Annotated in this window: 24 protein-coding genes; 9 read left to right on the top strand and 15 right to left on the bottom strand. The window is 66.3% G+C overall.

What is annotated here, in order from left to right:
• Position 1: 1 nt before the first annotated feature.
• The 10 genes from ACN0RJ_RS19570 to ACN0RJ_RS19525 all read right to left on the bottom strand — a co-directional run bounded on the left by ACN0RJ_RS19570 (position 2) and on the right by ACN0RJ_RS19525 (position 11,086).
• A complete protein-coding gene (locus ACN0RJ_RS19570) occupies positions 2-688 on the bottom strand; it encodes a GntR family transcriptional regulator (protein WP_417722053.1) in 687 nt (228 codons plus the stop codon).
• 195 nt (positions 689-883) lie between these two features.
• Complete coding sequence (locus ACN0RJ_RS19565) at positions 884-1,837, bottom strand: formylglycine-generating enzyme family protein (protein ID WP_417725370.1); 954 nt, start codon at positions 1,835-1,837, stop codon at positions 884-886.
• Positions 1,834-2,550 carry a DUF2270 domain-containing protein gene (locus ACN0RJ_RS19560; protein WP_417725388.1) on the bottom strand — a complete coding sequence of 239 codons (717 nt, stop codon included), beginning with the start codon at positions 2,548-2,550 and terminating at the stop codon, positions 1,834-1,836. Before ACN0RJ_RS19560 ends, ACN0RJ_RS19565 begins: the two co-directional genes overlap by 4 nt.
• Positions 2,551-2,812: 262 nt before the next feature.
• Positions 2,813-4,333, bottom strand: coding sequence for a sulfatase (locus ACN0RJ_RS19555; RefSeq protein ID WP_417725369.1), 1,521 nt, complete (start codon positions 4,331-4,333; stop codon positions 2,813-2,815).
• Between the two features lie 106 nt (positions 4,334-4,439).
• Positions 4,440-5,228 carry a DeoR/GlpR family DNA-binding transcription regulator gene (locus tag ACN0RJ_RS19550; RefSeq protein WP_417725368.1) on the bottom strand — a complete coding sequence of 263 codons (789 nt, stop codon included), beginning with the start codon at positions 5,226-5,228 and terminating at the stop codon, positions 4,440-4,442.
• A gap of 90 nt (positions 5,229-5,318) precedes the next feature.
• Positions 5,319-6,725 carry an amidase gene (locus ACN0RJ_RS19545; RefSeq protein ID WP_417725367.1) on the bottom strand — a complete coding sequence of 469 codons (1,407 nt, stop codon included), beginning with the start codon at positions 6,723-6,725 and terminating at the stop codon, positions 5,319-5,321.
• A 4-nt stretch (positions 6,726-6,729) separates the two neighbouring features.
• Positions 6,730-7,791 (bottom strand): ABC transporter ATP-binding protein, encoded by a 1,062-nt coding sequence (locus tag ACN0RJ_RS19540; RefSeq protein WP_417725366.1) that lies wholly within the window; start codon positions 7,789-7,791, stop codon positions 6,730-6,732.
• 4 nt (positions 7,792-7,795) lie between these two features.
• Positions 7,796-8,683 (bottom strand): carbohydrate ABC transporter permease, encoded by an 888-nt coding sequence (locus ACN0RJ_RS19535; RefSeq protein ID WP_417722047.1) that lies wholly within the window; start codon positions 8,681-8,683, stop codon positions 7,796-7,798.
• A 2-nt stretch (positions 8,684-8,685) separates the two neighbouring features.
• Complete coding sequence (locus ACN0RJ_RS19530) at positions 8,686-9,633, bottom strand: carbohydrate ABC transporter permease (protein ID WP_417722046.1); 948 nt, start codon at positions 9,631-9,633, stop codon at positions 8,686-8,688.
• Between the two features lie 88 nt (positions 9,634-9,721).
• Entirely contained in the window at positions 9,722-11,086 is a 1,365-nt protein-coding gene (locus tag ACN0RJ_RS19525) for an extracellular solute-binding protein (RefSeq protein ID WP_417725365.1), read from the bottom strand.
• A gap of 165 nt (positions 11,087-11,251) precedes the next feature.
• On the opposite strand from ACN0RJ_RS19525, the gene ACN0RJ_RS19520 reads away from it, so the two are divergent.
• The gene (locus ACN0RJ_RS19520; RefSeq protein WP_417722044.1) at positions 11,252-12,055 is read left to right on the top strand and encodes a BtpA/SgcQ family protein; all 804 of its coding nucleotides are present in this window, start codon (positions 11,252-11,254) and stop codon (positions 12,053-12,055) included.
• Between the two features lie 14 nt (positions 12,056-12,069).
• Positions 12,070-13,554, top strand: a complete 1,485-nt coding sequence (locus tag ACN0RJ_RS19515; protein WP_417725364.1) for a sulfatase — start codon at positions 12,070-12,072, stop codon at positions 13,552-13,554.
• A gap of 37 nt (positions 13,555-13,591) precedes the next feature.
• Here ACN0RJ_RS19515 and ACN0RJ_RS19510 read toward each other — a convergent pair whose 3' ends face one another.
• On the bottom strand, positions 13,592-14,353 hold the full coding sequence (locus tag ACN0RJ_RS19510) for an SDR family NAD(P)-dependent oxidoreductase (RefSeq protein ID WP_417725363.1): 762 nt from the start codon (positions 14,351-14,353) through the stop codon (positions 13,592-13,594).
• Between the two features lie 166 nt (positions 14,354-14,519).
• On the opposite strand from ACN0RJ_RS19510, the gene ACN0RJ_RS19505 reads away from it, so the two are divergent.
• The 3 genes from ACN0RJ_RS19505 (at position 14,520) to ACN0RJ_RS19495 (ending at position 17,294) form a co-directional block, all read left to right on the top strand.
• Entirely contained in the window at positions 14,520-16,022 is a 1,503-nt protein-coding gene (locus ACN0RJ_RS19505; protein ID WP_417725362.1) for an FGGY-family carbohydrate kinase, read from the top strand.
• Entirely contained in the window at positions 16,019-16,711 is a 693-nt protein-coding gene (locus ACN0RJ_RS19500) for an HAD family hydrolase (protein ID WP_417725361.1), read from the top strand. Before ACN0RJ_RS19505 ends, ACN0RJ_RS19500 begins: the two co-directional genes overlap by 4 nt.
• Positions 16,712-17,066: 355 nt before the next feature.
• Positions 17,067-17,294 (top strand): hypothetical protein, encoded by a 228-nt coding sequence (locus ACN0RJ_RS19495; protein ID WP_417725360.1) that lies wholly within the window; start codon positions 17,067-17,069, stop codon positions 17,292-17,294.
• Positions 17,295-17,390: 96 nt separating this feature from the next.
• Here ACN0RJ_RS19495 and ACN0RJ_RS19490 read toward each other — a convergent pair whose 3' ends face one another.
• The 3 genes from ACN0RJ_RS19490 to ACN0RJ_RS19480 all read right to left on the bottom strand — a co-directional run bounded on the left by ACN0RJ_RS19490 (position 17,391) and on the right by ACN0RJ_RS19480 (position 19,813).
• Positions 17,391-18,695 carry an ATP-binding protein gene (locus tag ACN0RJ_RS19490; protein ID WP_417725359.1) on the bottom strand — a complete coding sequence of 435 codons (1,305 nt, stop codon included), beginning with the start codon at positions 18,693-18,695 and terminating at the stop codon, positions 17,391-17,393.
• A complete protein-coding gene (locus ACN0RJ_RS19485; protein WP_417725358.1) occupies positions 18,692-19,363 on the bottom strand; it encodes a winged helix-turn-helix domain-containing protein in 672 nt (223 codons plus the stop codon). Before ACN0RJ_RS19485 ends, ACN0RJ_RS19490 begins: the two co-directional genes overlap by 4 nt.
• A 72-nt stretch (positions 19,364-19,435) precedes the next feature.
• Positions 19,436-19,813: a PepSY domain-containing protein gene (locus tag ACN0RJ_RS19480; RefSeq protein WP_417722036.1), complete on the bottom strand. Its 378-nt coding sequence runs from the start codon at positions 19,811-19,813 to the stop codon at positions 19,436-19,438.
• Positions 19,814-20,018: 205 nt separating this feature from the next.
• On the opposite strand from ACN0RJ_RS19480, the gene ACN0RJ_RS19475 reads away from it, so the two are divergent.
• The 4 genes from ACN0RJ_RS19475 (at position 20,019) to ACN0RJ_RS19460 (ending at position 24,577) form a co-directional block, all read left to right on the top strand.
• Positions 20,019-20,684, top strand: coding sequence for a hypothetical protein (locus tag ACN0RJ_RS19475; protein ID WP_417725357.1), 666 nt, complete (start codon positions 20,019-20,021; stop codon positions 20,682-20,684).
• On the top strand, positions 20,681-21,463 hold the full coding sequence (locus ACN0RJ_RS19470; protein ID WP_417725356.1) for a hypothetical protein: 783 nt from the start codon (positions 20,681-20,683) through the stop codon (positions 21,461-21,463). The genes ACN0RJ_RS19475 and ACN0RJ_RS19470 overlap by 4 nt, the downstream gene beginning before the upstream one ends.
• A gap of 73 nt (positions 21,464-21,536) precedes the next feature.
• Complete coding sequence (locus ACN0RJ_RS19465; protein ID WP_417725355.1) at positions 21,537-23,519, top strand: phosphatase PAP2 family protein; 1,983 nt, start codon at positions 21,537-21,539, stop codon at positions 23,517-23,519.
• An 11-nt stretch (positions 23,520-23,530) separates the two neighbouring features.
• The gene (locus ACN0RJ_RS19460; RefSeq protein ID WP_417725354.1) at positions 23,531-24,577 is read left to right on the top strand and encodes a metallophosphoesterase family protein; all 1,047 of its coding nucleotides are present in this window, start codon (positions 23,531-23,533) and stop codon (positions 24,575-24,577) included.
• A gap of 50 nt (positions 24,578-24,627) precedes the next feature.
• Here ACN0RJ_RS19460 and ACN0RJ_RS19455 read toward each other — a convergent pair whose 3' ends face one another.
• Positions 24,628-25,848 carry an MFS transporter gene (locus ACN0RJ_RS19455; RefSeq protein ID WP_417725353.1) on the bottom strand — a complete coding sequence of 407 codons (1,221 nt, stop codon included), beginning with the start codon at positions 25,846-25,848 and terminating at the stop codon, positions 24,628-24,630.
• Between the last annotated feature and the right edge of the window lie 291 nt (positions 25,849-26,139).

Raw genomic sequence — 26,139 nt, 5'->3', positions numbered from 1 at the left:
CTTAGGCGGGGATCTTTCCGCTCGAGATGATGTGTTCCATTCCGGCCGTGACATGAGAGGTCAGAAGGGCAACCGCGGCGTCGGCGTCGCGACCGACCACGAGGTCGCGCAGCCGTGCATGTTCATCGGCGGCCGGGCGTCCGCGGAAATCGAGCACGTTGAGGTGGTAGCGCATGTAGCGGCCGAAGATGTTGGAATGGGTGGCGTTGAGAACGGGCCTGTCGCAGGCCATCACCGTGGCGTGGTGGAAGTCCCAGTCATACTGCACCCATTGCATCACGAGCGCCTCGTCGCCCCCGATCAGCCGGCTTTCGACCGAATGCAGCTTGTGATGGCACGAGACGACGCGGGCCTCCCAGTCGATCGTGCCGACCGCGATGGAGCGCCTCAGGGCGTGGCACTCCAGCAGCAGGCGCATTTCGCACACATCGCGCAGGTCGGACTGGCTGATCTGCGCGACACCGAAGCCGCGATTGCCCTCGGCGACGACGAAGGTCTCGGCCGCAAGCCGGTTCAGGATCTCGCGCAGGGTGCTGACGCTGGCGCCGTAGGTCTCGCGCAGCCGCTCGAGCCGCAGGCGATCCCCCGGCTTCAGCGTGTTGGTGATGATGTCGAAGCGGATCCGGCGCAGTACCTTCTCGGCGATGCTGCCCCCTTCTTCATGCTTCACGAAGATCGTCTCGCTCACGTCGTCCTGTCCTGTCTTCCATTCGGCCCGATGCCGGCGCCCGGCGTCGCAGTTCTGCACAATATCTGATTTCGAAGATGGAATCATACGAAATTGCTCCTGCCATACATGCGCCCGGCCTCTGAACCCAGCGGGTTCGATCATGCACGCGGCACGCCCTGTCGGAACATCTTTGACGGGATGCACGGGCCCGGTTCAGGAATCCCACACGACCCGGAACCCCTGGTGGGTGGTGGTGGTGTCCGGCGAGTTGCCGCTGCGGGCCGCGATGCGATAGCGGTAGCAATAGCTCTTGTGACAGAGGTGCGAGCCACCCTTGAGGAGGCGATAACCCCGGCGCGCGCGGTGTTTCTCACGGGCCGCGCGACGAAGGGAGCGAACGGCAAAGGGCTCGGCGGTCCATTCCCAGACATTGCCCACCATGTTGAAGAGTCCGTATCCGTTCGGCGCATAGGATCGGGCAGGGGCCGTGAACAGGTGTCCGTCAAGACCGAGATTGTCGTGCGGGAACCGGCCCTGCCAGATGTTGCAGGGAAAATGGGCGGTGTCGTCGGGCTCCCTGTCGCCCCAGGGAAAGCGCACGTCGCCAAGACCGCCGCGGGCGGCATGCTCCCATTCCGCTTCGGTCGGAAGCCGACCTCCTGCCCAGCAGGCATAGGCTTGCGCGTCATTCCAAGAGACATGGACCGCCGGGTGAAAGGGGAGGTCCTGAACGGCATCCCCGCCCGCGCCATCGACGTTGCGCCAGTGCGCGCCATCCACCCGCCGCCACCATTCCAACGAGGGCACGCCATCGGTCAGCCCCACGGTGCCCGCAACCTGGGTGTGAAAGACGAAGCTCCAGCCCAGGCGCTCGGCCTCGGTCTCGAAGCCCGTATCCGCGACGAAGGCGGCGAAGTCTGCATTCGTGACGGCGGTTGCACCCATCCGGAACGGCGCCACCCGCTTGTGCCGCAGCGGGCCTTCGCCGTCGTCGGGAATGTGCGGCCAGCGCGTGCCGACCAGGGCCTTGCCTCCCGGGATCTGCACCGCGCCGCCATCGGCGCGCGGAGCATCCGGTGGTTCTATCACCACCGCCGGCGGCAAAGGCGCGCTTTCGGATGACGGTCCGCAACAGGGGCCGGAATGGGGGGCGGGCAGCGTTTTCATGCGATGGTGATCAGGGTCCGTTTGTCGCGGCGCGCGACGCATTCGATGGCATAGGTCAGGATCGCGATCATGCCCCATGTGCCGTAGAACATCAGCCCGCAAAGCAGCACGACATGGCCCGGCACCGGCCCGATCGAGGCCCGTTCGAAAAACTGCTCGGCACTGACCAGCGGTGTCGGATGGATCGAGAGTTTTCCGCAGTAGGCCAGAAGCTGGATCGCAAAAACCCAGGCGTAGTTCTTGCGCAACCGCCGTCCGACGGCTCGGATGAAACTGATGTGAAACTGCGGTCGTTCGTAGTCGTCGGCCAGAAGCTGATCCCAGCACCCGTCGCGACGGCCGCCGGACCCGCGCAGCAGCGGCGCGTAGAAATCCGTCTCCATCAACCGCGCCCGTGCCCGCCAGACGTTGAAATAGCGGTAGCGTCGCGATTCCTGCAGCAGGAATACCCCTACCAGCAAACCGACGAGGACCAGGGGCAGGACGGTCGCTGTCGGGCTGCCGAAAGTGACCGAGAAGGACACTCCCGTCACGACGACTGCCCAGTTGGTGGTGGTGTCGAGTCGGGTCCGCCAGATCGTGCTGCGGTAGACTTCGCCTCGGTAAAGATGCGCCAGCGCACCCATCTCGGCCGAGGTGAAATCCTCACGGGCCGCTTTGGCGGCGGGCGTGACCGGCCCGGCTGCGTGCAGGTTCAGGTCGGATGTGTTCATGTTCACGGAGACTATCTCCCTTGACGTGTGCGAGGCGTTGGATGGGGTGCCGTCGCTTGGGCATCTCGTCCCCGCCAAGGGCCGACCCGGCCGATGGACGGCAATCGGAGTGACCGGATTTCTTGCGGTGGGGCGCGGAACCGCGACTGCCCGGGGCCGGGTTCGCTGCGTCGCTCTTGCGATGAGAGCCGCGCGCAGGCCCTGCGGCCGCCCACGGCCCGATGCGACATCGGATCGAGCCGCCGGCCAGGTGCACCCCGGTTCAGTTCGGCGTGGGTTTCGGCTTTTCATGCGCGGGAACGGCGTGCGGGTCTCTCAGGAAGCCGCTCAACCGCGTTCGATAATCGGCGGCCAACTCCCTGCGACCCGAGGATTCGAGCCGTTCGAGATATCGTTCGGGGTCGGAATACAGAACCGGCCCGCGCGTCAGGTTCTGTTGCATCTTGTCGGGCATGGACCCGGGACGCCCGGCATATTCGAACCACCAGTCTGCCAGATCCGCCTTGAGCGGTGCCGCGAGTTCGGGCCGATCCGGCATGAGGTCTCTGGTCATGTGCGGATCGTCGGCGAGGTCGTAAAGAGCCTCGGGGTCGGCCTTGTACGTGCCCGGATGCAGGGTGCGGATATAGAGCAGGTCGCCCTTGCGCACCGCCCGCTGAAAGGTGTGAACCCCCTGGCTGAGGATCAGGTGATCGCGCCCGGCGAAATCCTCGCCGCGCAGAACCGGCGCGAAGGATTTGCCGTGCCAGCCTTCGGGCGTCGGCAGGCCGAGCATGTCGCAGAGCGTCGGGCCGAAATCGAGGTGATAGAAAAGACCGCCGTGGGACCGCTTCTCCTCGGGCAGGCGATCCGTCACGCCGGGCCATTGCACGATCAGCGGCACCCGCGTGGTGGCCGGGTGGGCATAGGCATGTTCACCGTAAATGCCATGTTCGCCGAAGGCTTCGCCATGATCCGCGGTAAAGACGATGGCCGTCTCTCCGTCGATGCCCAATTCCTCGAGCTTTTCGAGAATCCGGCCGATGTGGTGATCTATATAGGAGATCGCCCCGTCGTACCCGTTGATCAGCTGTTCGAAATCGGCACGACCGGTGATCGCATGCGGTGTGATTTCCGGATCGGGCGAGGGGTCGCCATAGGCCCCGTGAAGATCCTTGGCCGTCGCCGCGCCGTACAGGGTCTGATGCCGTGCGATCGTGTCTTCATCCGGCCATGCGGGCGCGGGCCCGCTGGCGGCGGCGCGGTCGAGCGTTGCCTTGTCGATCTGGTAGTCCCGGTGGGCATCCCAGAAATTCAGCATCAGGAACCACTTGTCGTCCTTGCCGCGCCGATCCAGCCAATCCAGCGCCACATCGGTCACGTCCGCCGCATCCTCGTCGATGCCGAGGGACAGGCTCGGGCGCAGGAACTCCATGAAGTTGCCGTGGAACCAGTAGGCCTGATGCCGTTCGGCAAAGCAGGTCATGCCCACGGTGAGATACCCGCCGGTATTGGCAAGGTGAAAGCCGAGAAAGGGGGCGTTGCCGCGCTGGCTGCGTGACTCGGTCAGGTAGAGATCGCCGTCGTTGCCCTGGTGTCCGATCACCCCGGTCGTGATGCCGAACCTCTGGGTGGTCATTCCGGCGCGGGACGGCATGCAGGGCGTGTCGGAGCTGTGGTATTCGTCGAACCTCACACCCTTGTCGGCAATGGACTGGATGTTCGGGGTGAGCTTCCGCGCATAGCCGTAGGGCGAGGTGTGGTCCGGACGCAGGGAATCGACGTCGATATAGATGATGCGCATGAAGAACCTCTCCTCGGGCCCGCAGTTCCGTATTGCAAAACAAATAGCAACAAATTCGACAATAAACAAACAAATTTTGTTTTAATTTGTTTGTCTGCCGGGGGGCCTAGCGCGCGACCACCACTTCGATGTCGTGGCTGGTCGCGATCGCCGCCATCTCGGAAGGCAGCGGCGCATCGGTGATCAGGACGTCGATGTCTTCGAATCCCATCACTCGGACGGCCGAGGATTTTCCGATCTTGGAACTGTCGATCAACAGAACGCGCGACTTCGCCTGTGCGGCGAGGGTCTTCTTGATCTCGGCGTCCTCGAAGGAATAATCGAACAACCCGTCCGGGGTGATCCCCGCGACCGCGAGGAAGGCGATGTCGAATCTGAAGTCGCGCAGATAGGCGACGGTCTGTGCGCCGACCGTGGACGGATCGGCCCCCGCGATTCGTCCGCAGGGCGCATAGATCTGCATCCGGTTGCCCGCGAGGAGCTGCTGTATCGGTAGAGAGGCACAAACGATGTGAACGGAGTTGTCGTCGATCAGCCTCGCAAGCTCCAAACAGGTCGTTCCGACGTCGATCGCGATGGTCGAGCGCGGTTCGATGCGGCGGACGGCGGTTGCCGCGATCCTTTTCTTTTCGGGCCGGTTCTGCGTGGCGCGGCTTTCGACGCTGGGTTCGATCACCTCGACGGCCTTGCGGCGCAGATCGTCATTGGCATGGGCGCCGCCGTGGGTGCGCACGACCTGGCCTTCGGCGCCCAGCTTGTCCATGTCGCGCCGGATGGTCATTTCGGACACGCCGAGCCGTTCGGCCACGTCGCTGACCGAGGCGTGGCCGTGTTGCTCGACTTCCGCCAGAATGGCCTCCAGGCGGACGGTGGCGGGGATGCGCTTGCTAGTCATTTGTCCAACTCGATTTTGGTGACCTGTGTACATGAAATCTATCAAAACCGAACAGAATTCTCGCATGGTTTCCGATATTGTTCTGCCGTATCACTCCGGTGGCCGCTGCCCGGACCACGGCGCGATGCGTTCGTAGGCGCGGGATGCCTGCAGGACCAGGGCATCGGCATGGCGTGGCCCCACGATCTGCAGGCCGATGGGCAGGCCGTCGCGCGACAGCCCCGCCGGGACGCTGGCCGCAGGGTTGTGAAACACGTTGAACGGAGAGCTGAAGGGCGCCCATTCCATCCAGTCCCATGCGTGCTCGGGGTAGTCCTCGGGCCGCAGCCGGCCGTTGGTGACCGGCAGGCAGGCGACGGTCGGGGTCAGGAGCAGGTCGTGATCGCCGAACCAGCCCACGAGGCGCTGGTAGATCGGGAAGGCCTTCACCTTGTCGAAGAGAAACTCGCCCGAGGTCTGTTCCAGCGCGCCGCGCGCGCAGGCGACGAGCGCGGGGTCGAGGTTGTCGACCTGATCGGCGAGCTTGTGGAACACGATGGCCGCCATGATCGCCTGCCAGTTGCGCTTGGCGATCTCCATGGAGCCGGAAAGATCGAGACCGGCGGGCACCAGTTCGGCGCCAAGCTCCTCGAAGCGCCGGGCCGCCGCCTCGCAGGTGGCCAGCACCTCGGGGTCGATCTTCTCGACGAAGCCGAGGTCGGCGCTCCAGCCGATGCGCATGCCGGTAAGCGGCTTGTCGAGGTGTTCGACATAACGGGGCGCGGGGTCTTCGAGCGAATAGAGATCGCGGTCGTCGGGGCCGGAGCAGACCTCCATCATCAGCGCCGCATCCTCGACCGAGCGGGTCATCGGGCCGTAATGGGTGTGGTGGTTGGTGTTGGGCAGGAGCAGGGGGATGCGGCCGTGCGAGGGCTTCAGCCCGTAGATGCCGCAGAACGAGGCGGGGATGCGGATCGACCCTGCGCCATCGGTGCCCGTGGCCAGCGGCGTCATTCCGGTGGCGACGGCCACCGCAGAGCCGCCTGAGCTGCCGCCGGGATTGCGGCTCCTGTCCCATGGATTGTGGGTCATGCCGTGGATCTTGGACCAGGTGAGTCCCATCCAGGCCATGTCGGGCGTGGTGGTCTTGCCCAGCGGGATCGCGCCGGCCTTCTCCATCCGCTCGATGATGGGCGAGTATCCGGTGGCGACATTGCAGGCGTTCGAGAGCGAACCGACCGTGGTGAGCTGGCCGGGGTAGTCGTCCGAATCCTTGAGCGCGTAGGGCACGCCGTGCAGCGGGCCGCGGAAGTCGCCGCGCATCTGCTCCTCCTCGGCCTCGCGCGCCTTCCTGCGGGCGATGTCGAACATCGGCAGGCAGAAGGCGTTGAGCGCGCCGTCGAGCTTTTCGATCCGGGCGATGCAGGCCTCCGTCACCTCGACCGGGGAGAGGCTCTTGTCGCGGATGCGCCGGGCGATCTCGGCGGCGTCCATCCAGTGCAGTTGCGTGGTCGTCATCGCGTCAGATCCTCTGCCCGGTCAGCGCGTCGAACAGGTGAACGGCCTCCAGCCTCAGGGACACGGGAACCTTTTGTCCGGGCGAGAGCGCAAGCCGCTGCTGCTGGGTGATCTGCACCTCCTGGCCGCCGATGGTGCCGCTCAGGATCGTCTCGTTGCCGGTGGGCTCCACCACGTCGACCGTCATGATCGCCATGCCTTCGCCCTCGGTGATGGTGAAGTGTTCCGGGCGTATGCCGTATTTGGCGGCGCGGCCATCCTCGAGTCCCGTCGCACCTTCGGGGAGGGGCAGGGTGCTGCCGTCGGTCAGCACGAATCGGCCGCCCTGCACCTTGCCTTCCAGCAGGTTGATCGAGGGCGAACCGATGAAGGTGGCGACGAACTCGTTGGCAGGCGCGTCGTAAAGCTCCAGCGGCGCGCCGATCTGTTCGATGTGCCCGCCGCGCATCACCACGATGCGGTCGGCCATGGTCATCGCCTCGATCTGGTCGTGGGTCACGTAGACCGAGGTGGCCCCGAGCCGCTGGTGCAGCGATTTGATCTCGGTCCGCATCCGCACCCGCAGCTTGGCGTCGAGGTTGGAAAGCGGCTCGTCGAAGAGGAACACCTTGGGACTGCGCACGATGGCGCGGCCCATCGCCACGCGCTGGCGCTGGCCGCCCGACAGCTCGCGCGGGAAACGTTCGAGGTAGTCGGTGAGGTTGAGCGTGGCGGCGGCTTCGCGGATGCGTGCGTCGATTTCGGTGACGGGCACCTTGGCCAGTTTCAGGGCAAAGCCCATGTTCTCGGCCACGGTCATGTGCGGGTAGAGCGCGTAGGACTGAAACACCATCGCGATGTCGCGGTCGCGCGGGGCGATGTCGTTGATCACCTCTTCGTCGATGCTCACGGTGCCGCCCGACACGTCTTCGAGCCCGGCGATCATGCGCAGCAGGGTGGACTTGCCGCAGCCGGACGGCCCGACAAGGGCCACGAATTCGCCGTTCCGGATGTCGACGTCGATGCCGTGGATGACCTCGACGGTGCCATAGTTCTTCTTAAGGTTTCGTACGGAGACATTGGCCATGGGATTATCCTTTCACGGCGCCGGCCGTCAGGCCTTTGACGAGGTATTTCTGCAGGAGGAGCACCAGCAGCAGGGTGGGCGCGAGGCCGATCAGGCAGATCGCCATCATGACCGTGAAGAACACGAACTGGTCGGAAACCAGACCGGCCAGGATCACCGGCAGGGTCATGAATTCGGGCTTGGAGGCGATGATCAGCGGGATCAGCAGCTCGTGCCAGGAGATGATGAAGATGATGACGCCGCAGGCCGCGAGGGCGGGCGTGGAGAGCGGCACGACGATGCGGACATAGGAACCGAAGCGGGTGCAGCCATCGAGCCGGGCGGATTCTTCCAGTTCCTTCGGGAAGGCCTGGAAGTAGGGCACGAGGATGATGATCGCATAGGGCAGCAGCAGCCCGACCTCGGTCATGATGATCCCGGGGATGGTGTTGAGCAGCCCGAGGTTGCGCATCACCACGAAGAGCGGCAGCATCAGCACGATCAGCGGCACCATGCGGCTGATGACCGTCGCGTTCATCAGGTAGCCGGTCCAGCTCAGCTTGAGCCGGGTCACGGTGAGCGCGGTGAGGGTGGCAAGGAGCAGGGTGAGCACGGTCACGCTGCCTGCCACGATCACAGAGTTGAGGAAGGCATTGCGGAACCATGTCACCGAGTTGGGCAGGTAGTCGATGCCCTGAAAGGCCGTGCCCTTGTTCTCGCCGCCCGAGAGGATCAGGCGGAAGTTGTCGAGCGTGTACTCGGCCGGAAGGAGCGCCCAGACATCCTCGTGCAGCGTGCGCTCGGACTGAAGGGCGCCCAGCACGACCGGAACCAGGGGCAGGATCAGGAAGCAGATCACCAGCAGGTTGGCGGCGTACATGAAGAGGCGGTAGCGCAGGGACATTCGCTTCATGATCAGTACTCCACCTTCTTGTAGACGTAGCGGACATAGGCGATGGCGATGACGCCGACGATGATGGCCAGCACATAGGCAGAGGCGGCGCCCACGCCGATGTTGAAGGGCGGGTTGAACGAGGTCTTGTAGGTGTACCAGGCGGCCACCCAGGTATCGTTGCCCGGCCCGCCTTGGGTGATCGCGAAGATCTCGTCGAAGATCATGAAGGCGAAGGTCGTCCGCAGGATCAGCGTAACCGCAAGGATCGGGCGCAGCAGCGGCAGGGTGATGTAACGGAACTTTTCCCAGCGGGTGGCACGGTCAAGCTCCGCCGCCTCGTAAAGCTGATCGGGGATGCCCTGCAGCGCGGCATGATAGAGCAGGATGTTGAAGGGCACGGTGCGCCAGACATAGGCAATGATGATCGCCATGAAGGCCGTCGAGGGATTGCCCAGCCAGATCACCTGCTCCTCGATGAAGCCGAGCTGGTAAAGCAGGCGGTTGAGATAACCGAACTGGGTGTTGAAGATGAAGGCCCAGAGAAAGCCGTTCACGATCGGCGGCACCGCCCAGGGAATGAGGATCAGGAACTTGGTCACCTTCGACAGCCCGATCCGGTGCTCGTTGATGACCAGCGCGATGGCCAGTCCGATCACCACTTCGAGCGACACCGAGATGACGACGAAGAGCGCGGTGTTCCCGAGCGATTTCCAGAACACCGGGTCGGTGAACAGTTCGATGTAGTTGCCGAGCCCGTTGAAACCGTACTCGCCCGACCGCAGCTCGCGCACGCCGACCTCGTGGAACGACAGGTAGCCCGCAAAGAAGATCGGGTAGGCGAGGATGAGGACGAAGCAGATGAGGGTGGGGAGGTTCATCCCCAGCGCAAGCCTCGACGGCGCCAGCTCGCCCCACCTGCGCTTTTTTCTGATGCCCGCTCCGGGTGCGGTGTCCGACTGTCCTGTCATGTGAGCTGTCCAATGTTGCTGGGTTGTCTCTCTGGGCGAGCGGCCCGGCGCCGGCAGTCACGCCGGCACCGGGCGGGGTGAAAGCCCCTCAGCCCTTCGCGGCCATGGCGGCTGCGGTGATGTTGTCGCAGGCGAGGTCCACCGAGATTTCGCCCTTCAGGCAGGCGGTCAGCTCGAGATTGAGCTGCTCGTTCCAGGTGGTGTACCAGGGCTGGGTCACGGCGGGCACGACCTTTTCGTAGTTCACGCCACTGGCAAAGATCTGGTTGACCGCGTCGACGTCCACCCGGTCGGACCAGGCTTCGCGGACCTCGTCGCTCTGGGCGACGGAGGTGAAGCCGGGGTACAGCATCGAGCTTTTCGCAAGACCGAGGGCCTGCGTGTAGACGCCGTCCTGCGTGCGGCCGCCGAGGTATTGCAGCAGCTTCCAGGCCCACTCGCGGTTCCGCGTCGCGTCGGACATCATGTAATACCAGGTGGCCACCAGCGTGGCGCCGTCGCCGGGCATCCCGTGGATCTTGCCCTTGCCGGCAATCGGCGACTGCGCCGGGTCGTTCATCTGGTTCATGAAGTAGTTGTGGAAGGTGCCGAGATAGAGGTGCTTGCCGGTGTTGAACACCTTCACCGCCGGCAGGAACTTGAGGTTCAGCGAATCCGGGTCGGCGATCTCGTGCTTGATGAAGCTGTCCTGGAAATATTGCAGCGTCTCGCGGGCAATCGAACCGGGACCCATCTCGGGGTTCATGTCTTCGTCGAAGATCCGGCCGCCGCGGTTGCAGACCTGGCTGAACCAGGTGCCGGGCAGGGTTTCGAGCCCGGGGCCGCCGACCCAGAGCAGCGGATGGTTCGAGACGCCGTCGGCCTTGGCCTTCAGGCATTGCTCGGTCAGCTCGTCCCAGCTGGCAAAGGGCTTGCCCTCGAAACCGGCCTTGGTGAGCAGCTCGTCGTTATAGGCAAAGGCCCAGGCGATGGAGAGGTAGGGCAGGCCCCAGAGCTTGCCGTCGACCGTGGCGGTGCTGCGCGCCAGCGGGGTCATGTCTGCGATGTAATCCTCGATGCCGGGAAGGCCGTCGAGCGGCGCGGCGACGCCCTGGTCGATGTAGCTGGCCATGGTGGAGAGGATCGACACGAAGACGTCGATATCCTCGCCCGCGGCGAACATGGTGGTCAGCTTGGCGATCTGCGGCTCGATGTTGGGCTCGATCACCCGCTCCACCGGCACGCCCCAGTCGGCTTCGAACCGGGCGGCGATCTCTTCGTAGATGTTGCCGTACTGCCAGACGACGAGGTTGAGCTGGTCGACCTCCGATTCCGGCCGGTCGGCATAGGCGCCCTGTGCAAGGGACAGGCCGGGCATCATGCCGGCGCCCGCGGCCCCGACGGCGGCCAGGGCCTTCAGAAAATTCCTGCGCGCCAAGAGCACGTCATTCAGAGATGTCTTTACCTTCGTCATTTTGCTTTCTCCCCTTCGATGCTGTGCTCCAAGGCCGCATTCTGGTTGCTGTGGATCAAGAGATAGCACAAAAAGATACAACCTAAAACAAAAATGTTGCGTGTTTGTTATTTTATGTTAGATATTGAGCGATGATATCTTTCTTTGCTCAAGGAGTAGCACACGATGATCTTCGATTTCCTGGGAGACAAGAAGCGCGCCGTCGTATCCATGTGCCACATGGGCGCTCTGCCCGGTTCGCCGCTGTACGATTCGAACGGCGGCATCGACAAGCTGATCGACGATGCGGTGTCGGATATCCGCAAGCTGCAGGACGGCGGCGTCGACGCGATCATGTTCGGCAACGAGAATGACCGCCCCTACCTGCTGCAGGCAACGCCCGAATCGATCGCCGCCTACACGGCCATCGTGCAGGCCTGCAAACCCGAGCTCACGGTGCCCTTCGGCGTGAACTACCTGTGGGACCCGACCGCCTCGGTCGCCATCGCCGTGGCTACGCAGGCCAAGTGGGTCCGCGAGATCTTTACCGGCGTATTCGCCTCCGACATGGGAGTCTGGGCCCCCGACGCGGCGCGCCCGGCGCGGCTGAAGCGCGACCTCGACCGCCGCGATCTGAAGCTGTTCTTCAACATCAACGCCGAATTTGCGCATTCGCTCGACCAGCGGCCCATCGAACTGCGCGCCAAGTCGGCGATCTTTTCCTCGATGGCCGATGCCATCCTCGTCTCCGGCCCGATCACCGGCCAGCCGGCGGATGCCTCGGACCTGCGCAAGGTGGCCGAAGCGGTGGGCGACCTGGTGCCCGTCTTCGCCAACACCGGCGTGAACGTCGACAACGTCACCGATGTCATGTCGGTCGCCTCCGGCTGCATCATCGGCTCGCACTTCAAGGTCGACGGCGACACCTGGAACGCCGTGGACGGAGACCGCGTGAAGCGGTTCATGGACAAGGTGAACAGCCTGCGCTGAAGGACGACAAGACCATGAACGACAGGCCGAACATCCTCTGGATCACGACCGACCAACAGCGCTTCGACACCATCGGGGCGCACGGAAACCCGGCGATCAACACGCCGAACCTCGACAGGCTGGCCGCCGGTGGCATGTCGTTCATGCAGACCTACACGCAGGCCCCGATCTGCACGCCGAGTCGCGCCTCGTTCATGACGGGGCGCTACCCGGCGTCGCACCACGTCCATCGGAACGGCAACGATCACTGGCCCGCGGCGGAAAGGATCCTGCCGGCGATCCTGAAGGCGGGGTCGGACTACACCACCGGCCTGATCGGCAAGCACCACCTGTCGCGCTCGGAGAACCGGATCGAACTGATCCCGGAAGACGGCTACGACGTGGCCGAACTGTCGGATTGCTGGCCGATCGGGCGGGATCACGATGTCTGGATGAATGAAACGCGGGGGGTCGAGGACCCTCTGGCGCTCTATCCCGAGCTTCTGTCGAAGTCGCCGCGCGACTATGGTCCGGGGCTGCCGATGGAGGTTCAGCAATCGACCTGGTGGGCCGAGCGGGCGAGCAGGTTCATCGAGGATCATCGCGACGGCCCGTGGTTCCTGAACCTCAACCCCGTCGACCCGCACCCGCCGTTCTTTCCGCCCAAGGAATTTCTCGACCGCTACGATCCCGCGTCGATGCCTCTGCCGCTCTACCGCGACAGCGACGTCGCGCGGCAGGAGGCGTTCCGGGAGATCGACCAGCAATGGAAGAAAATTCAGGACGTGCGGCGCTACGATCCGGCGGAGGACATCGACCAGTCCGGCATCCCGCTGGAGCAGCGCAATCTCTTCGACTTCCCGCCCGACACCTATGACGCGCGGATGGTAAAGGCCTGCTATTACGCGATGATCGAGATGGTCGATGACCGCATCGGCGCCGTTCTGGACGCGCTCGAACGCAGCGGGCAGGCCGAAAACACCATCGTCATCTTCACCTCCGACCACGGCGAGATGATGGGCGACCACGGCATGCTCTACAAGGGGTGCCGCTTTTTCGAGGGCCTCGTCCACGTGCCGCTGATCATCCGCTGGCCGGGCGTTTCCGTGCCCGGAAGCCGGACGGAGGCGCTTGTCGAGTTGATCGACCTCGCCCCGACCATACTGGATGCCGCCGGGGTGGACATTCCCCGCAACATGCAGGGCAGATCGCTCGCCGGGATACTTTCCGGGCAGACGACAACGCACAAACCGCACGTCGTCTGCGAATTCAACGAGGCGCTTGCCGGGATGCCGTATCAGAGCCACGGCACCATGGTCTTCGACGGTCGTTACAAGACCTGCATGTACCACGATGCGGGCAAGGCCGAGATCTTCGATCTTGCCACGGACCCCGGCGAGTTCGACTCGCTCTGGGGGCAGGAGGGCTTTGAAAAAGAGCAGATCCGGCTGATGCAGCAGCACATAGATGCCGTAATGGCCACCTCCGACGCCGGGATCGAACGGACGGGCATGTACTGAACGGGGGCCGGTCGCGCGGCGCGACCGGCCTGCCGCCTCAGGTCATGTAGACGCCGCCGGTCACGTTGATGCCCTGACCTGTCATGAAGCGCGCGCCGTCGGAGGCGAGAAAGACCACCACATCCGCCACGTCTTCGGGGGTTTCGATCCGGCCCAGCGGCGTCTGGTCGATATAGGATCGGAACACCGCCTCGGGCGTGGAGCCCAGAAGCTCGGCTTCCCAGGCAATCTCGCGATCCTGCATCGGGGTCTTCACGAAGCCCGGGCAAACGGCATTCACGCGGATGCCGTCCTTGGCGTGTTCGCGGGCAAGCGCCTGCGTCCAGCCGATCACGGCGAACTTCGAGGCCGAGTAATGTGCCAGAAGGGGGGCGCCCACCTTGGCCGCGAGCGATGCGGTGTTGACGATCACGCCCTTCGTGCCATGCTCGAGGAAATGCCCGACGGCCACCTGGTTGGTGAAGAACACGCCCTTGGCGTTGACGTCGAAGTTGAAATCCCAGTCCGCCTCCGTCAGTTCGAGGGCGCGCTTCATGTTGGAGACGCCGGCATTCGCGTGGACGTGGGTGATCGGCCCGAACCGGTCGCAGGCCTGCGCGAAAGCGGCTTCGATGCTTGCCTTGTCGCGCACGTCGACCCGATGCACACTGGTCGGGGCATCGACGGTCTTTGCGGCCTCCGTGCAGCGATCCGCGTCGAGGTCGCTCATGGCGATGTTGTAGCCGGCGGCAGCAAAGGAGCGCGCGGATGCGAGGCCGATCCCGTTGGCGGCGCCGGTGATGAAGACAGTTCCAGTCATGAGAGATCCTTTTGCAGAGGGCCTTCCGCCGGGATCGGTCTGTGAGACCGTCGCTCCGGCAAGAAGTTTTCCCTTGCGTATTCGCACAAAATAAAACATATTGCAACAAAGTTTGCGTGAACATGTTATATTTGCGCGGTGTGCCACAGAAACTCCGGGAACCTCCATGCGCTACGTCATTGGTCTCGATATCGGGACAACCTCCACGATCGGCATCGTTCTGGATGTCTCGAATTCGAAAGTTCTGGCCACGGCCACCCGTCCCGTGACCCTGCGCTCGCCCAGGCAAGGGTGGGCCGAGGAAGATCCGGAGCAATGGTGGACCAACCTCTGCGAGATCGTGCCCGAGATTCTGGCGGCCTCCGGCATCGACAAGTCCGCCATAGCGGCCATCGGCACGACCGGCATGTTGCCGGCGACGGTCCTGCTGGACGATGGCGGGGCGGTCCTGCGCCCGTCCATCCAGCAAAGCGACGGGCGCACCGGGGCGGAGGTCAGGGAAATCGCCGCCGAGATATCCGAGTCGGCCTTCATCGAACGGGCGGGCAACGGCATCAACCAGCAGCTCGTGGCCAGCCGGATCCGCTGGGTCGAAAAACACGAGCCGGAGGTCTTCGCGCGGATTGCCACCGTCTTCGGTTCCTACGACTACATCAACTGGCGTCTCACCGGGGAACGGGCGGTGGAACAGAACTGGGCGCTCGAGGCAGGGTTCGTCGACGTCACGAAGGACGAACTCGCCGATGACCTGATCGCGCTGGCGCATCTGCGGCGCGACATGATCCCGGACAAGGTGAAGTCGGCCGACATCGTCGGAAAGATCACGGCGGAGGCTGCGCGGCAGACCGGGCTGGCCGAGGGCACGCCCGTCGTGGGCGGCGCGGCGGATCATATCGCATCCGCCTATGCTGCGGGTGTCCTCGGGGCAGGGGACGTTCTGCTCAAGTTCGGCGGCGCGGCCGACATCATGGTCGCAACCGATACTGCCCGCCCCGATCCCCGCATGTTTCTGGACTACCACATTGTTCCGGGCCTCTTCATGCCGAACGGATGCATGTCGACCGGCGGATCGGCCCTGAACTGGTTCATCGCGCAATTCGCCAAGTTCGAAGCCGAGAAGGCGGGCGAGCTGGGCCTCAGCCCGCACCAGTACCTGGATCAGCTTGCATCCGGGACCGGGCCCGGCGCGGACGGCGTTCTGTTCGTACCGTATCTTCTGGGAGAGAAAACGCCGATCCACGATCCCGAGGCGCGCGGCACCATCCTCGGCCTCAGTCTGAACCACGACATCCGGCACCTGTGGCGGGCGTTGCTGGAAGGATACGCCTACGCCTTTCGCCACCACATCGAGGTCTTCAACGAAATGGGCCTGACCACGACGCGGTTCCTCGCCTCCGACGGCGGGTCCAAGTCCCGGCTCTGGATGCAGATCTGCGCGGATGCGCTGCAGGTGCCGATCCGGCTGCTGACGGGGCATCCGGGATCGTGCCTCGGTGCTGCGTGGGTCGCCGCAATGGGGTCCGGGGCGACGGACGACTGGGCCGGAGTCGCGAATTGCGTCAGCTACGGGGAGGAGTTCCTCCCCGATCCGGACCGGAAGGACGGCTATGACGCGGGCTATGCCAGGTTCCGAGCGGCCTATGCCCTGCAAAGGGGAGCGTCGACATGATCAAGGCCGTGGCATGGGACATCGACGGCACGCTGGTCGACAGCGAGCCCTTGCACCTGTTTGCCCTTCAGGACGTCTGCGGCGCGCACGGGGTGGATATTTCCGACCTCTCCGATGCGCATTTCATCGGCGTTCACATCGGCGATGTCTGGCGCGAACTGGCGCCGCGCTTTCCGTCCCGCGTGACATTTGCCGAGTGGTCGCATCAAATCGAGACCGCCTATTCGAACAACCGGGATCGTCTGGTCGAAATCCCCGGTGCCGCCGAAACCGTCGCGCGGCTCGCGGCGCTGGGTGTGAGACAGGTCGCTGTCTCCAACTCCAACCGCCGGGTGGTGGATGCGAACCTCGAGGCGATCGGAATCGCCGATCTGATGGAGTTCACCATCAGCCTCGACGACGTCTGCGAAGGCAAGCCCGATCCCTTTCCCTATCGCCTCGCCTGTTACCGGCTGGGGCTGAGCCCGGACGCGGTTCTCGCCGTCGAAGACAGCGCCACCGGGGTCGCCAGCGCCGAAAGGGCAGGGATGCCGGTTCTGTTCCTTCGGGCCCCGGGGGGTAGGGTCCCGGAGCCGGCACGTGCGATCGACGGACCTCCCGATGTCCTGAAGCTGTTGGCCGAGGCGACGGACACCCGTGCGTCCGCGACACGTCGGCATCGGGATGACCCTGTTGCTCGGATCGACTGATGACCTTGCCGGCTCTTTCCCCGGACGGTGTTGTCCCGAGGCTGTCGTGACGGGAATACCGGGTGCGGTTCAACCATTCGGAACGGCGATGGGCACCTGGATTTCCGCCGCATGCCGATCAGGGTTCGGTGCCATGAACCGGTGGCTCGGGGCATAGGATCAGCGAACCCTTGCCTCGATGCGGCGTCGGTCGGGAAATATCTGCGATGATCTTTCCCGCCGGGAGTGATCACGGCGGCTTTTCGCAGACTTGCCTCCCTCGTCAGAAGATTACCGATCCACAATGCGGTGGTCATGCGCGGGCATACTCCCATGCCCAGATATGAGGAGACCGGGAAGCAAAGGAGACTTCGGTATGGAACGGATGAAGACCTGGATGGCCGGGGCGCTGATCGCGTTTGCGGTTGCCGTGGGCCTGGGGCTCGGGCTCGTCATGATGGGTGTCGCGGTGATCGCGGGCCTTGTCGTCACGCTCGCCGTCCGGCTCGCCGGTCCGCAGATCCTCGCCGAGGCCGAGCGCCGGGAGGCCGACCGGAGGGCCGATGCCGCGCGGCCCGTCAATGCGGAAGCTTCGCCTGCCTGATCCTGCCGGGGCGCCGCGCGGTCGTCCCGCTGTTCGCGGCCTCCCACCTCGGCCCGACGGAGTCCCTCCCGTCGGGCCTTTTTCCGTCAGCTTCCGTCAGCCGGGGAAGGTGACGGTGACCACCAGCCCGGGTCGCGCGTCGTCGAGGGTCAGCGCTGCACCGTGAAGGTCGGAGATGGCCTTGACCAGCGCCAGACCCAGCCCCGAACCGGGGGTGGAGCGGCTGGCCTCGAGCCGCGCGAGGCGGCGCAGGACGTGATCGCGCTGGCCCTCGGGAATGCCGGGGCCGCCGTCGCGCACCATCAGGGTGCGGCCGCTCAGCGAGAGTTCGATCCCGGTGCCCGGCGCATGGCGCAGGGCGTTCTCGATGAGGTTCGCGACCAGCCGCGACAGCAGGTGACGGTCGCCGCGCACCGGCAGCGGCCCCGCCAGCGAGCATGTCAGATGCCCGCCGGCATCCTCGGACGAGGGGGCGTAGATCTCGGCCATGTCTTCCAGCAGGGCGCCGAGGTCCACATGGGTGAAATGCTCGCGCCCCTGGCCGCCCTCGAGCTGCGCGATCTGCAGCAGCGACTGGAAGGTCGCGATGATCTGCGCCGTCTCGGCACTGGCCCGGTCGAGGTGTTCGCGGGCCGGGTCCGGCAGGTTGCTCTCGCCGAGTTGTTCCAGACGCACGGCGACGCGCTGGATCGGGGTCTTGAGATCATGGGCGATGTCGGCGCCGATCTGGCGCAGGGCACCGACCGCGGCTTCCTGCGCTTCGGCCATGCGGTCGAGGTCGCGCGAGATGTCGCCGAGGTCCGTATCTGGATGCGGCGCGCCGACCCGTGCCCCGAGGTCGCCCTCGCTCAGCGCGTGGAGGGTGCTGCGGATCCCGTCGACCCGGGCCGTGGTCCGGCGCACCACGACGATGCCGATGGCGGAGGTCAGCAGCAAAGCGGGCAGCAGGGCAAAGCCGAGGATCGCCACGAAGGTCTCGTGCAGTTCGGACATGCTGTCCCGCCCGACCGCCACCATCAGCCTGCCGGGGCCGAGATCGGCGTGCTGCACGAGATAGCTGTCCGCCACGGGACCGGGCAGGTCGATGTCGTCGTCGCCGACGATGCCGCCGGGCAGGTCCGTCGCGATGTTGGCGATGGTTTCCCCGCCCAGTTCGAGCCGGATCAGCAGGGCGCGCCTGTCCGCCGCCGTGGCGATTTCCGCCGCGCGTTCAAGCCGTTCTTCGGTCTCGGGGATCGTCACGATCTCCTCGATGGTCTGGTCGGCACGCCGGGCGATCTCGGCGCCGAGCGCCTGGTGCATCAGCAGGTAGGCGATGCCGAGCCCGACGGAGATGAACACCGTGAAGACGGCGATCAGCATCACCGACAGGCGCAGGGGGGTGGAGCGCAACCGCCTCATTCCGCAATCCGGTATCCCGAGCCGCGCACGGTTTCGATCAGCGTCACCTCGAAGGGCTTGTCTACCTTGGTCCGGAGCCGGCTCATGTGGCTTTCGACGACGTTGGTCTGCGGGTCGAAATGGATGTCCCAGACCCCTTCGAGCAGCATGGTCCGCGTCTGCACCCGGCCCTTGCGGCGCAGCAGGTGTTCGAGGAGGGCGAATTCGCGCGGTTGCAGGTCGATCGCCTGGCCGCCCCGCGTGACCTTGCGGGTCAGCAGGTTCATCTCGAGATCGCGGGCGCGCAGCACCGTCGGCTCGTCCGAGGGCGGGGGACGGCGGGCCAGCGCCGCGAGGCGGGCGGAGAGCTCGCCGAAGGCGAAGGGCTTGGTCAGGTAGTCGTCGGCCCCGGCGTTCAGCCCGTCGATGCGGTCCTCGACACCGCCGAGCGCGGTCAGCAGCAGCACCGGCACCGGGTTCCTGGACGCGCGCAGGGTGCGCAGGATCGACATTCCGTCGACATCCGGCACCATCCGGTCCAGCACCATCACGTCGTAGCTTCCCGTCATCGCCTGCATCAGCCCGTCGCGGCCGTTGTCGAGCAGGTCGACCACATGGCCCTCGGCGCGAAGGCCGCTGGCGACGTAGTCGCCGGTCGTGGGATCGTCTTCGATGACGAGGATATGCATGGGACCTCCCGAAGATAGGGGCGGCAGGGACCCCTGCCGCCCGAGCGGTTCTAGCGGACGGGACCGCGCCTGTCAGTCGTTGTCCTCGTCATCGTCGGCCTCGCCCTGCTCGTGCCCGCCGTCGTCATCGGTCTCGGTCACCTTGGTCACGGTGCCGCTGGCGGGATCGACGAACCAGGTCTGCATCGCGCTGGAGGCGTCCGCGATCTCGACCTCGTAGCCCCAGCTGCCCTGGTCGTTGTCCTCCCAGCCCGCCGAGATGGCGATGCCGCCGGTTTGCCCCTGCGCGGCATCGACCGCTTGCGTCAGGGTCATGCCGCTTGCCTTGACCGCCTGGATTTCCTCGGCGTCCGACATTTCGGCGGTCTTGTCCGTGCCCGCCCAGGCGGCACCGGCGACGCCGGCGGCGAGGGCCACGGGGATCAGGGTCAGGGGGGTGAAGCGTTTCATGTGTCTTTCTCCTCTGCGGGCCCGGCGGGGTGCCGTGCCTCGTGACAGAGAGATGGAGGGTGTCACTTGGCGGCGCATGACGGCCGCATTGATAATCCGTAATGCCGGACGCGGTAACATTACGGTTTCCCAATCTTGCCGTCAGACGCGCGCAGACCCAGGGCCGCAGACCGTCGTCATCGACCATATCGGTGAGGACCTCATCATGAAACAACTCCTGCTCGCCACCGCGCTGATCGCCACGCCCGTGGCGGTCTTTTCCGGCGTGGAGCATTTCGTCATCGCCGCCGCCGCCGCACCGGCAAAACAGGGCGCGGTGCCGTCGCTCGGCGACACGTCGGCCTTTGCGGCAATCGCGAGCGACACGAAGAAGATCGCGGCGACCGGCGATCTTGTCGCCGCCGAGGCGCGGATCACCGACCTCGAAACCGCCTGGGACCTCGCCGCGAAAGACCTGCGGGCCAAGGCTCCGGAGGCCTGGGGCAATGTCGATGCCGCCGCGGATGCCGTCTTTTCGGCGCTGCGCGCGACATCCCCGGACCCGCTACGGGTCGACGCCGCGCTCGTCGATCTGCAGGCCACCCTGGCCGACCCGGCCCGCTCCGCCACGGCCGCGGACGATGGCGCGGCCCGGAGCCTGAACGGCATCGCCGTGACCGATGCGGCGGGCCATCCGCTGCCCTGCGAGATCATGTTGTCCGACCTGCGCGACGCCCTGTCCGCCGGTCGCGCGCCGGTCGCGGCCGAATCGCAGATCACCGACCTGCAGTCGAGGGCCACCGAGCGCTGCAACGCCGACGACGACCGCCGGGCCGATGCCTTCTCGGCACGGGCCCTTGCCCTTCTCACGCCCGCGCAGGTGATGAAATGACCTCTCTCGACACAGGCCTCGAGCTTCTCGACGGCCACCAGACCAACCCCCGCAACAAGGTGCCCGACGTGACCGCCGCCTTCTGGCTCATCAAGCTGATGGCCGTCACCATGGGCGAGACCGCCGCGGACTACCTGAACGTCAATCTCGGGATGGGGTTGACCACCACTTCGCTCATGATGGCGGTCATCCTGATCGGAACCCTCGCGCTGCAGTTCTCGCGCGAGCGTTACGTGCCCTGGACCTACTGGCTGAACGTGGTGCTGATTTCCGTCGTCGGCACCCTGGTCACCGACAACCTCGTGGACAACCTCGGCGTCGGTCTCGTGACCTGTACGGCGGTCTTCAGCGTGGCGCTGGCCGCCTGCTTCGCGCTCTGGTACGGCGAGGAAGGCACGCTTTCGATCCATGACGTCGACAATCCCGTGCGCGAGGCCTTCTACTGGGTCGCGATCCTCTTCACCTTCGCTCTCGGCACCGCTGCGGGGGATCTTGTCGCAGAGCAGTTCGCGCTCGGCTATCTCGCCTCGGGCATCCTCTTCGGATCGGTGATCGCGAGCCTTGCCCTCGGCTACTTCGCCCTGGGCCTCGACGGGATCCCGGCCTTCTGGCTCGTCTATATCCTGACCCGGCCGCTCGGCGCATCCTTCGGAGACCTGCTGTCGCAGCCGGTGGACTACGGCGGCCTCGGCTTCGGCACCGTCATGACCAGCCTCGGGTTTCTCGCCGTCATCGTCGCCACCGTCGCGGCGATGAGCCTCGGCCTGCGCCGCCGCTGACCTCCGCATTTCGAAATCGGGCGGGCGATCGCGGCAGATCGCCCGCCGCATCCCTGTCCGCCAAGGAACACCCATGAGCACGTTCAGCTCCCAAATTCTTCCCACCCTCGATGCCTTCGGCTTCTGGTCGTACTGGATCATCGGGCTGTCCAGCCTGCTCGAAGGCTGGTGGCTGACCTCCGTCATCGTTCCCGGCACGCTGGTGGTCGACGCGGGAGGCGCGCTGGTGCGCCTCGGCCACATGGATTTCATCGACCTTGCCTGGTTCGTCGGCATCGGCGCGATCCTCGGCGGGGAACTGAGCTGGCACAGCGGGCGCTGGCTCGGGGACCGGGTGCGGCTGCCCCGATCCGCCGCCTTCGCCCGGGCGCAGCAGCTCATCCGCAAGCGGGGCGGGCTCGCGCTGGTGATCGGCCGCTTCTTCGGGCCGGTTGCCGGTTTCGTGCCGCTCGCCGCCGCCCTCGCGGGGATGGAGCGCAGGCGGTTCGTGGTGTGGAACATCGTCAGCGGGCTGGCCTACGCATTGGGGCATGTCACGATCGGCTACGCCGCCGGTGACATCATGGCCCGCCTCGGACCCTACCTGCCGCGCCTGCTGCTGCCGCTGGCGCTGGTGGCGATCCTCGCGCTGGTGACCTGGGCGGTCATCCATCATCTGCGCCGGGGCCTTCCGGCGCTTCGGGCCTGGGGCCGCGCGATCCGCGGACGTCTGGAAACCTGGCCGCCGGTCCTGCGCTTTGCGGCCCGCCACCCGCGCGCCGCAGCGGTCGTCGCGCGGCGCCTCGATCCGGAGCGGGGCCTGCTGACCACGGCCGTCGCCGCCTTGCTGCTCTACTTCTGCGGGGTGTTCGTCGACGGGGCCTTCGACCTTGCCTTCGTGCCCGGCACCGAGGCGCTCGATCAGCGGATCGCCAACCTTGCGCATGCCTTCTGGACGCCGGGCGGGCTGTCGCTCGCGGCTTGGGCGACACAGGCGGGGCATGTGCCGGTCGCCGCGCTGGTCGCGCTCGGGGCGGTGCTCGGACTTGCACTGCGGGGAAACAGGGCGGCTGCCTTCGGACTGGCCACGGCGGTCGTGGGCAACGCCGTGACGGTGACCCTGCTGAAACTCGCCTTCGGCCGCGCGCGCCCCTCGCTGGCCTATATCCTCGAAAGCTCGAACAGCTTCCCCTCGGGGCACGCGGCGATCTCGGTGGCGCTCTACGGCACGCTCGCCATGATGCTCTGGCGCGAAAGGATCATCGGGCCGACCGTCGCGATCACCGCGGGCGTCGTCATGGCGGCGGGGCTGGGGTTCACCCGGCTCTACCTCGTCGAACACTTCCTCTCGGACGTTCTGAACGGCTGGGTGGTCGGCGCGATCTGGATGGTGATCGGCTTTGCGGTCAGCGAAACCGTCCGGCAGGGGGCGGGCAGGGACGGCAGGAGGCACCCCGTCCTGAGCCTGACCGCCGCCGGCACCTGTTTCGCTGCCGCGCTGATGATCGCGGTCCATGCCGATCCGGTGCTCGCGCCGGGAGCCGGCAAAAGCACGGCGGTCTTCGCCAACCTGCCGGGGGCCATCGCCGGCAATGCCTTCCCGCTCGACGTCGTGACCCTTGCGGGCGACCCGCTGCCCCCGGTCAGCCTGGTCTCGACGGGGCTCGGGGTCGACGGGATTGCGGGCAGGCTCGCCGATGGCGGCTGGATCGCGGCGGCGCGGCCCGACGTGGTTTCCGGCCTTGCGGCGCTGGGGCAGGGCATCACGGACAGGCCGCTGGACGCTGCCATGGTGCTTCCGGCCTTCCTCGACACCCGGCCGGCCGACGCGACGCTGCACAGCCCCGCGCGGGACACCGTCCTGCGGCTGTGGGGGGCGGGGCACGACGGCACGGGCGCGCCGGTGGTGGGCTGGGCGCTCGAGACGGCCGAGGGCGCGGACGCACCCGCACCGCGCCCGGCCGAAGCCTCGGCGCTGTCGCTCGCGGGGGCCCGGGGCGGCCGGACCCTGGCCGTCGATGCGACCGGCAAGGCGGTTCGCCTTGTCGAGATCCCTCCGGCCCCCGTCAGACAATGAGGCACCCGCACATGAGACTTTCGGCAATCCTCGCGGCGGTCCTCGTGCCGCTGCTCTTCATCGCCGCGATCGAATCACAGTGGCCGGCCTATGCCGCCTACGAGCTCGGGGTCACGGGCACCGCCTCCGCGACGGAGGGCGCGGCAACACCGCAGGAGGTGATCAATCGTGCCCCGGCGGGGCCGGGCGATGCGCTGACGCTGCTGGCGGTGGGCGACATCGCCAACTGCGACGAAGCGCCCGGCCTTGCCGCCGCCTTTCCGGTCAGCGCCGACCTGCTCGGCATCGCCTCCGCCTTCGAGCCCGCGACCGCCCCGGCCGTGCCGACGGTGCGGCTCACCGCGCGATGGCCGGATGCGCCGATCCTGGCGCTTGGCGATCTCGTCTACAGTTCGGGCAAGCCGGTGGAGTTCTCCGACTGCTTCGATCCGATCTGGAAGGGCAATCGCGGCAGAACCCTGCCCACACCGGGCAATCATGAATACAACTCTCCGGAGGCCTTCGGATACTACCAATACTGGGGGACGCGCGCGGGCCCCGACGATCGCGGCTTCTATGCCGTGCATCACGCCAACTGGCTCATCCTTTCCCTGAACAGCGAAACGGAGGCCGGGCCGGGCTCTCCTCAGGCCGAATGGCTCGCCGGGACGCTGGCTGCGTCCCCGGAGGCCTGCGTCCTCGCGTTCTATCACCGGCCGGCGCATTCGCTGCAGGCGCGGGACGGGCGCGAAAACGCCGTCGCCCTGTTCCGCCAGCTCGAACATGCCGGGGCGAGCGTGGTGCTCAACGGGCACAACCATTTCTACGAACGCACCCTGCCGCTCGGCGCGGATGGCGAGCCGGACATTCAGCACGGGACGGTCGCCCTTACCGTCGGCACCGGAGGGGAAACCTCGGGCGCGCTGCCTGTGGCCCGGACCACCGCCAGAGCCATCTTCGCGCATCCGGGTGTGCTGCGCCTCGACCTCGGGGAGGATGCGTTCGGCTGGTCGTTTCTGGATGCGGCAAGCGGGGCCACGCTGGATGCGGGGCAGGCGCCCTGCAACACCCGCCGCTGACGGGACAGGCGGTTCGCATATACCTTTCATGAGCCCGAGTGGTCGCCGCCTCAACCGGCCTCGGGCGCCCGGGCGAGCCGGCGCCGCAGGGGCAACAGGCCGAAGGCCGAAACGGCGGCAAAGCCCGCCCCCGCAAGGAAGGTGGCGCCGGGCCCGTACACCTCCCAGAGGGCGCCTGCCAGCAGACTCGCGATCAGCAGCGCCACCCCGGTGACGAGGTTGAACATGCCGAAGGCGGTGCCCCGAAGTTCTTCCGGCACGGATTCGGCGACGAGCGCCGCCAGAAGCCCCTGCGTGAAGCCCATGTGCAGCCCCCAGATCAACACGCCGACCGCGATCCCGGCGAGCCCCGGCGCGAGCGCGAGGACCAGGTCGGCCACGATCAGCAGTCCGAGGCCGCTGAGCAGAAGCCCCGTCCGGCCGATGCGGTCGGACAACACCCCGACGGGCCAGGCCGACAGCGCATAGGCGAGGTTCATCCCGACCAGCACCAGCGGCACCAGCATCAGCGGGATGCCCGCGCCCTGTGCCCGCAGGATGAGGAAGGCCTCGCTGAAGCGTGCCAGGGTGAACAGCGTCGCGACCGCGACGACCCACCAGTAGACCGGACCGAGCGATGTCAGCTCGGCGCGCGACAGCGGGTTGCGGACCTTGCGCCGTGCGGCGGGACGCGCGGGTTCGCGCACCACCCATAGCAGCAGCGCGACCGACAGGACGGCGGGGATGACGGCCACCCAGAACACGCTGCGGAAGTCGTTCGCGAACAGCCACATCAGCCCGATCGCCGCGAGCGGGCCGAGGAAGGCGCCGACCGTGTCGAGCGACTGGCGCAGCCCGAAGGCCGCGCCGCGCATCCCCGGGGGCGCGAGGTCGGCAACCAGCGCATCGCGCGGCGCCCCGCGGATGCCCTTGCCGATCCTGTCGATGAACCGCGCCGCGACCACCCAGCCGAGCGAGGCGGCAAGCGGGAACACCGGCTTGGTCACCGCGGCCAGCCCGTAGCCGAACGCGGCCAGTTCCTTGCGCCGTCCGATCCGGTCCGAAAGCGCGCCGGAAAAGACCTTGGTGATCGCGGCGGTGGCCTCGGCGATCCCCTCGATGACGCCGAGCGCCAGGGCCGAGGCGCCGAGCCCGACCGTCAGGTAGACCGGCAGCAGCGCGTGGATCATCTCGGATGAGACATCCATCAGCAGCGACACGAAGCCGAGCGCCCAGATGCCGGCGGGAAGGCGGGACAGAAGCTTCCTGTCCTGAACGTCGGGTGCTGACATGGGTCTGTCCGTCTTGCTGCGCTGCCGCGACGAGACACCGGGACGGAAGGCAGAGGCAATAGGCTTTGCACCCTGATGGACGGATTTGATACCGGCTCCCTTTGCCCGCGCGCCTGCCCATGGCATGCGCCTCCCTTTGCGCGAAACAAGGCCGCGCGACAGCCGAAGCCCCCGACCGGGGCAACACCCGGCCGGAAACTCCGGAAAATCATCCGCGATGCGTGGATTCCCGGGGTATCCTGCCGTTAGTCTGTGCAGGCCCGCTGCGGAACAGGTTCGCCCCGCAGCGGT

Source organism: Salipiger sp. (assembly GCF_048261495.1).
Lineage (GTDB): Bacteria > Pseudomonadota > Alphaproteobacteria > Rhodobacterales > Rhodobacteraceae > Salipiger.
Note: the sequence above shows the minus strand (reverse complement) of the source record. Positions and strands in the feature narration are given on the sequence as shown.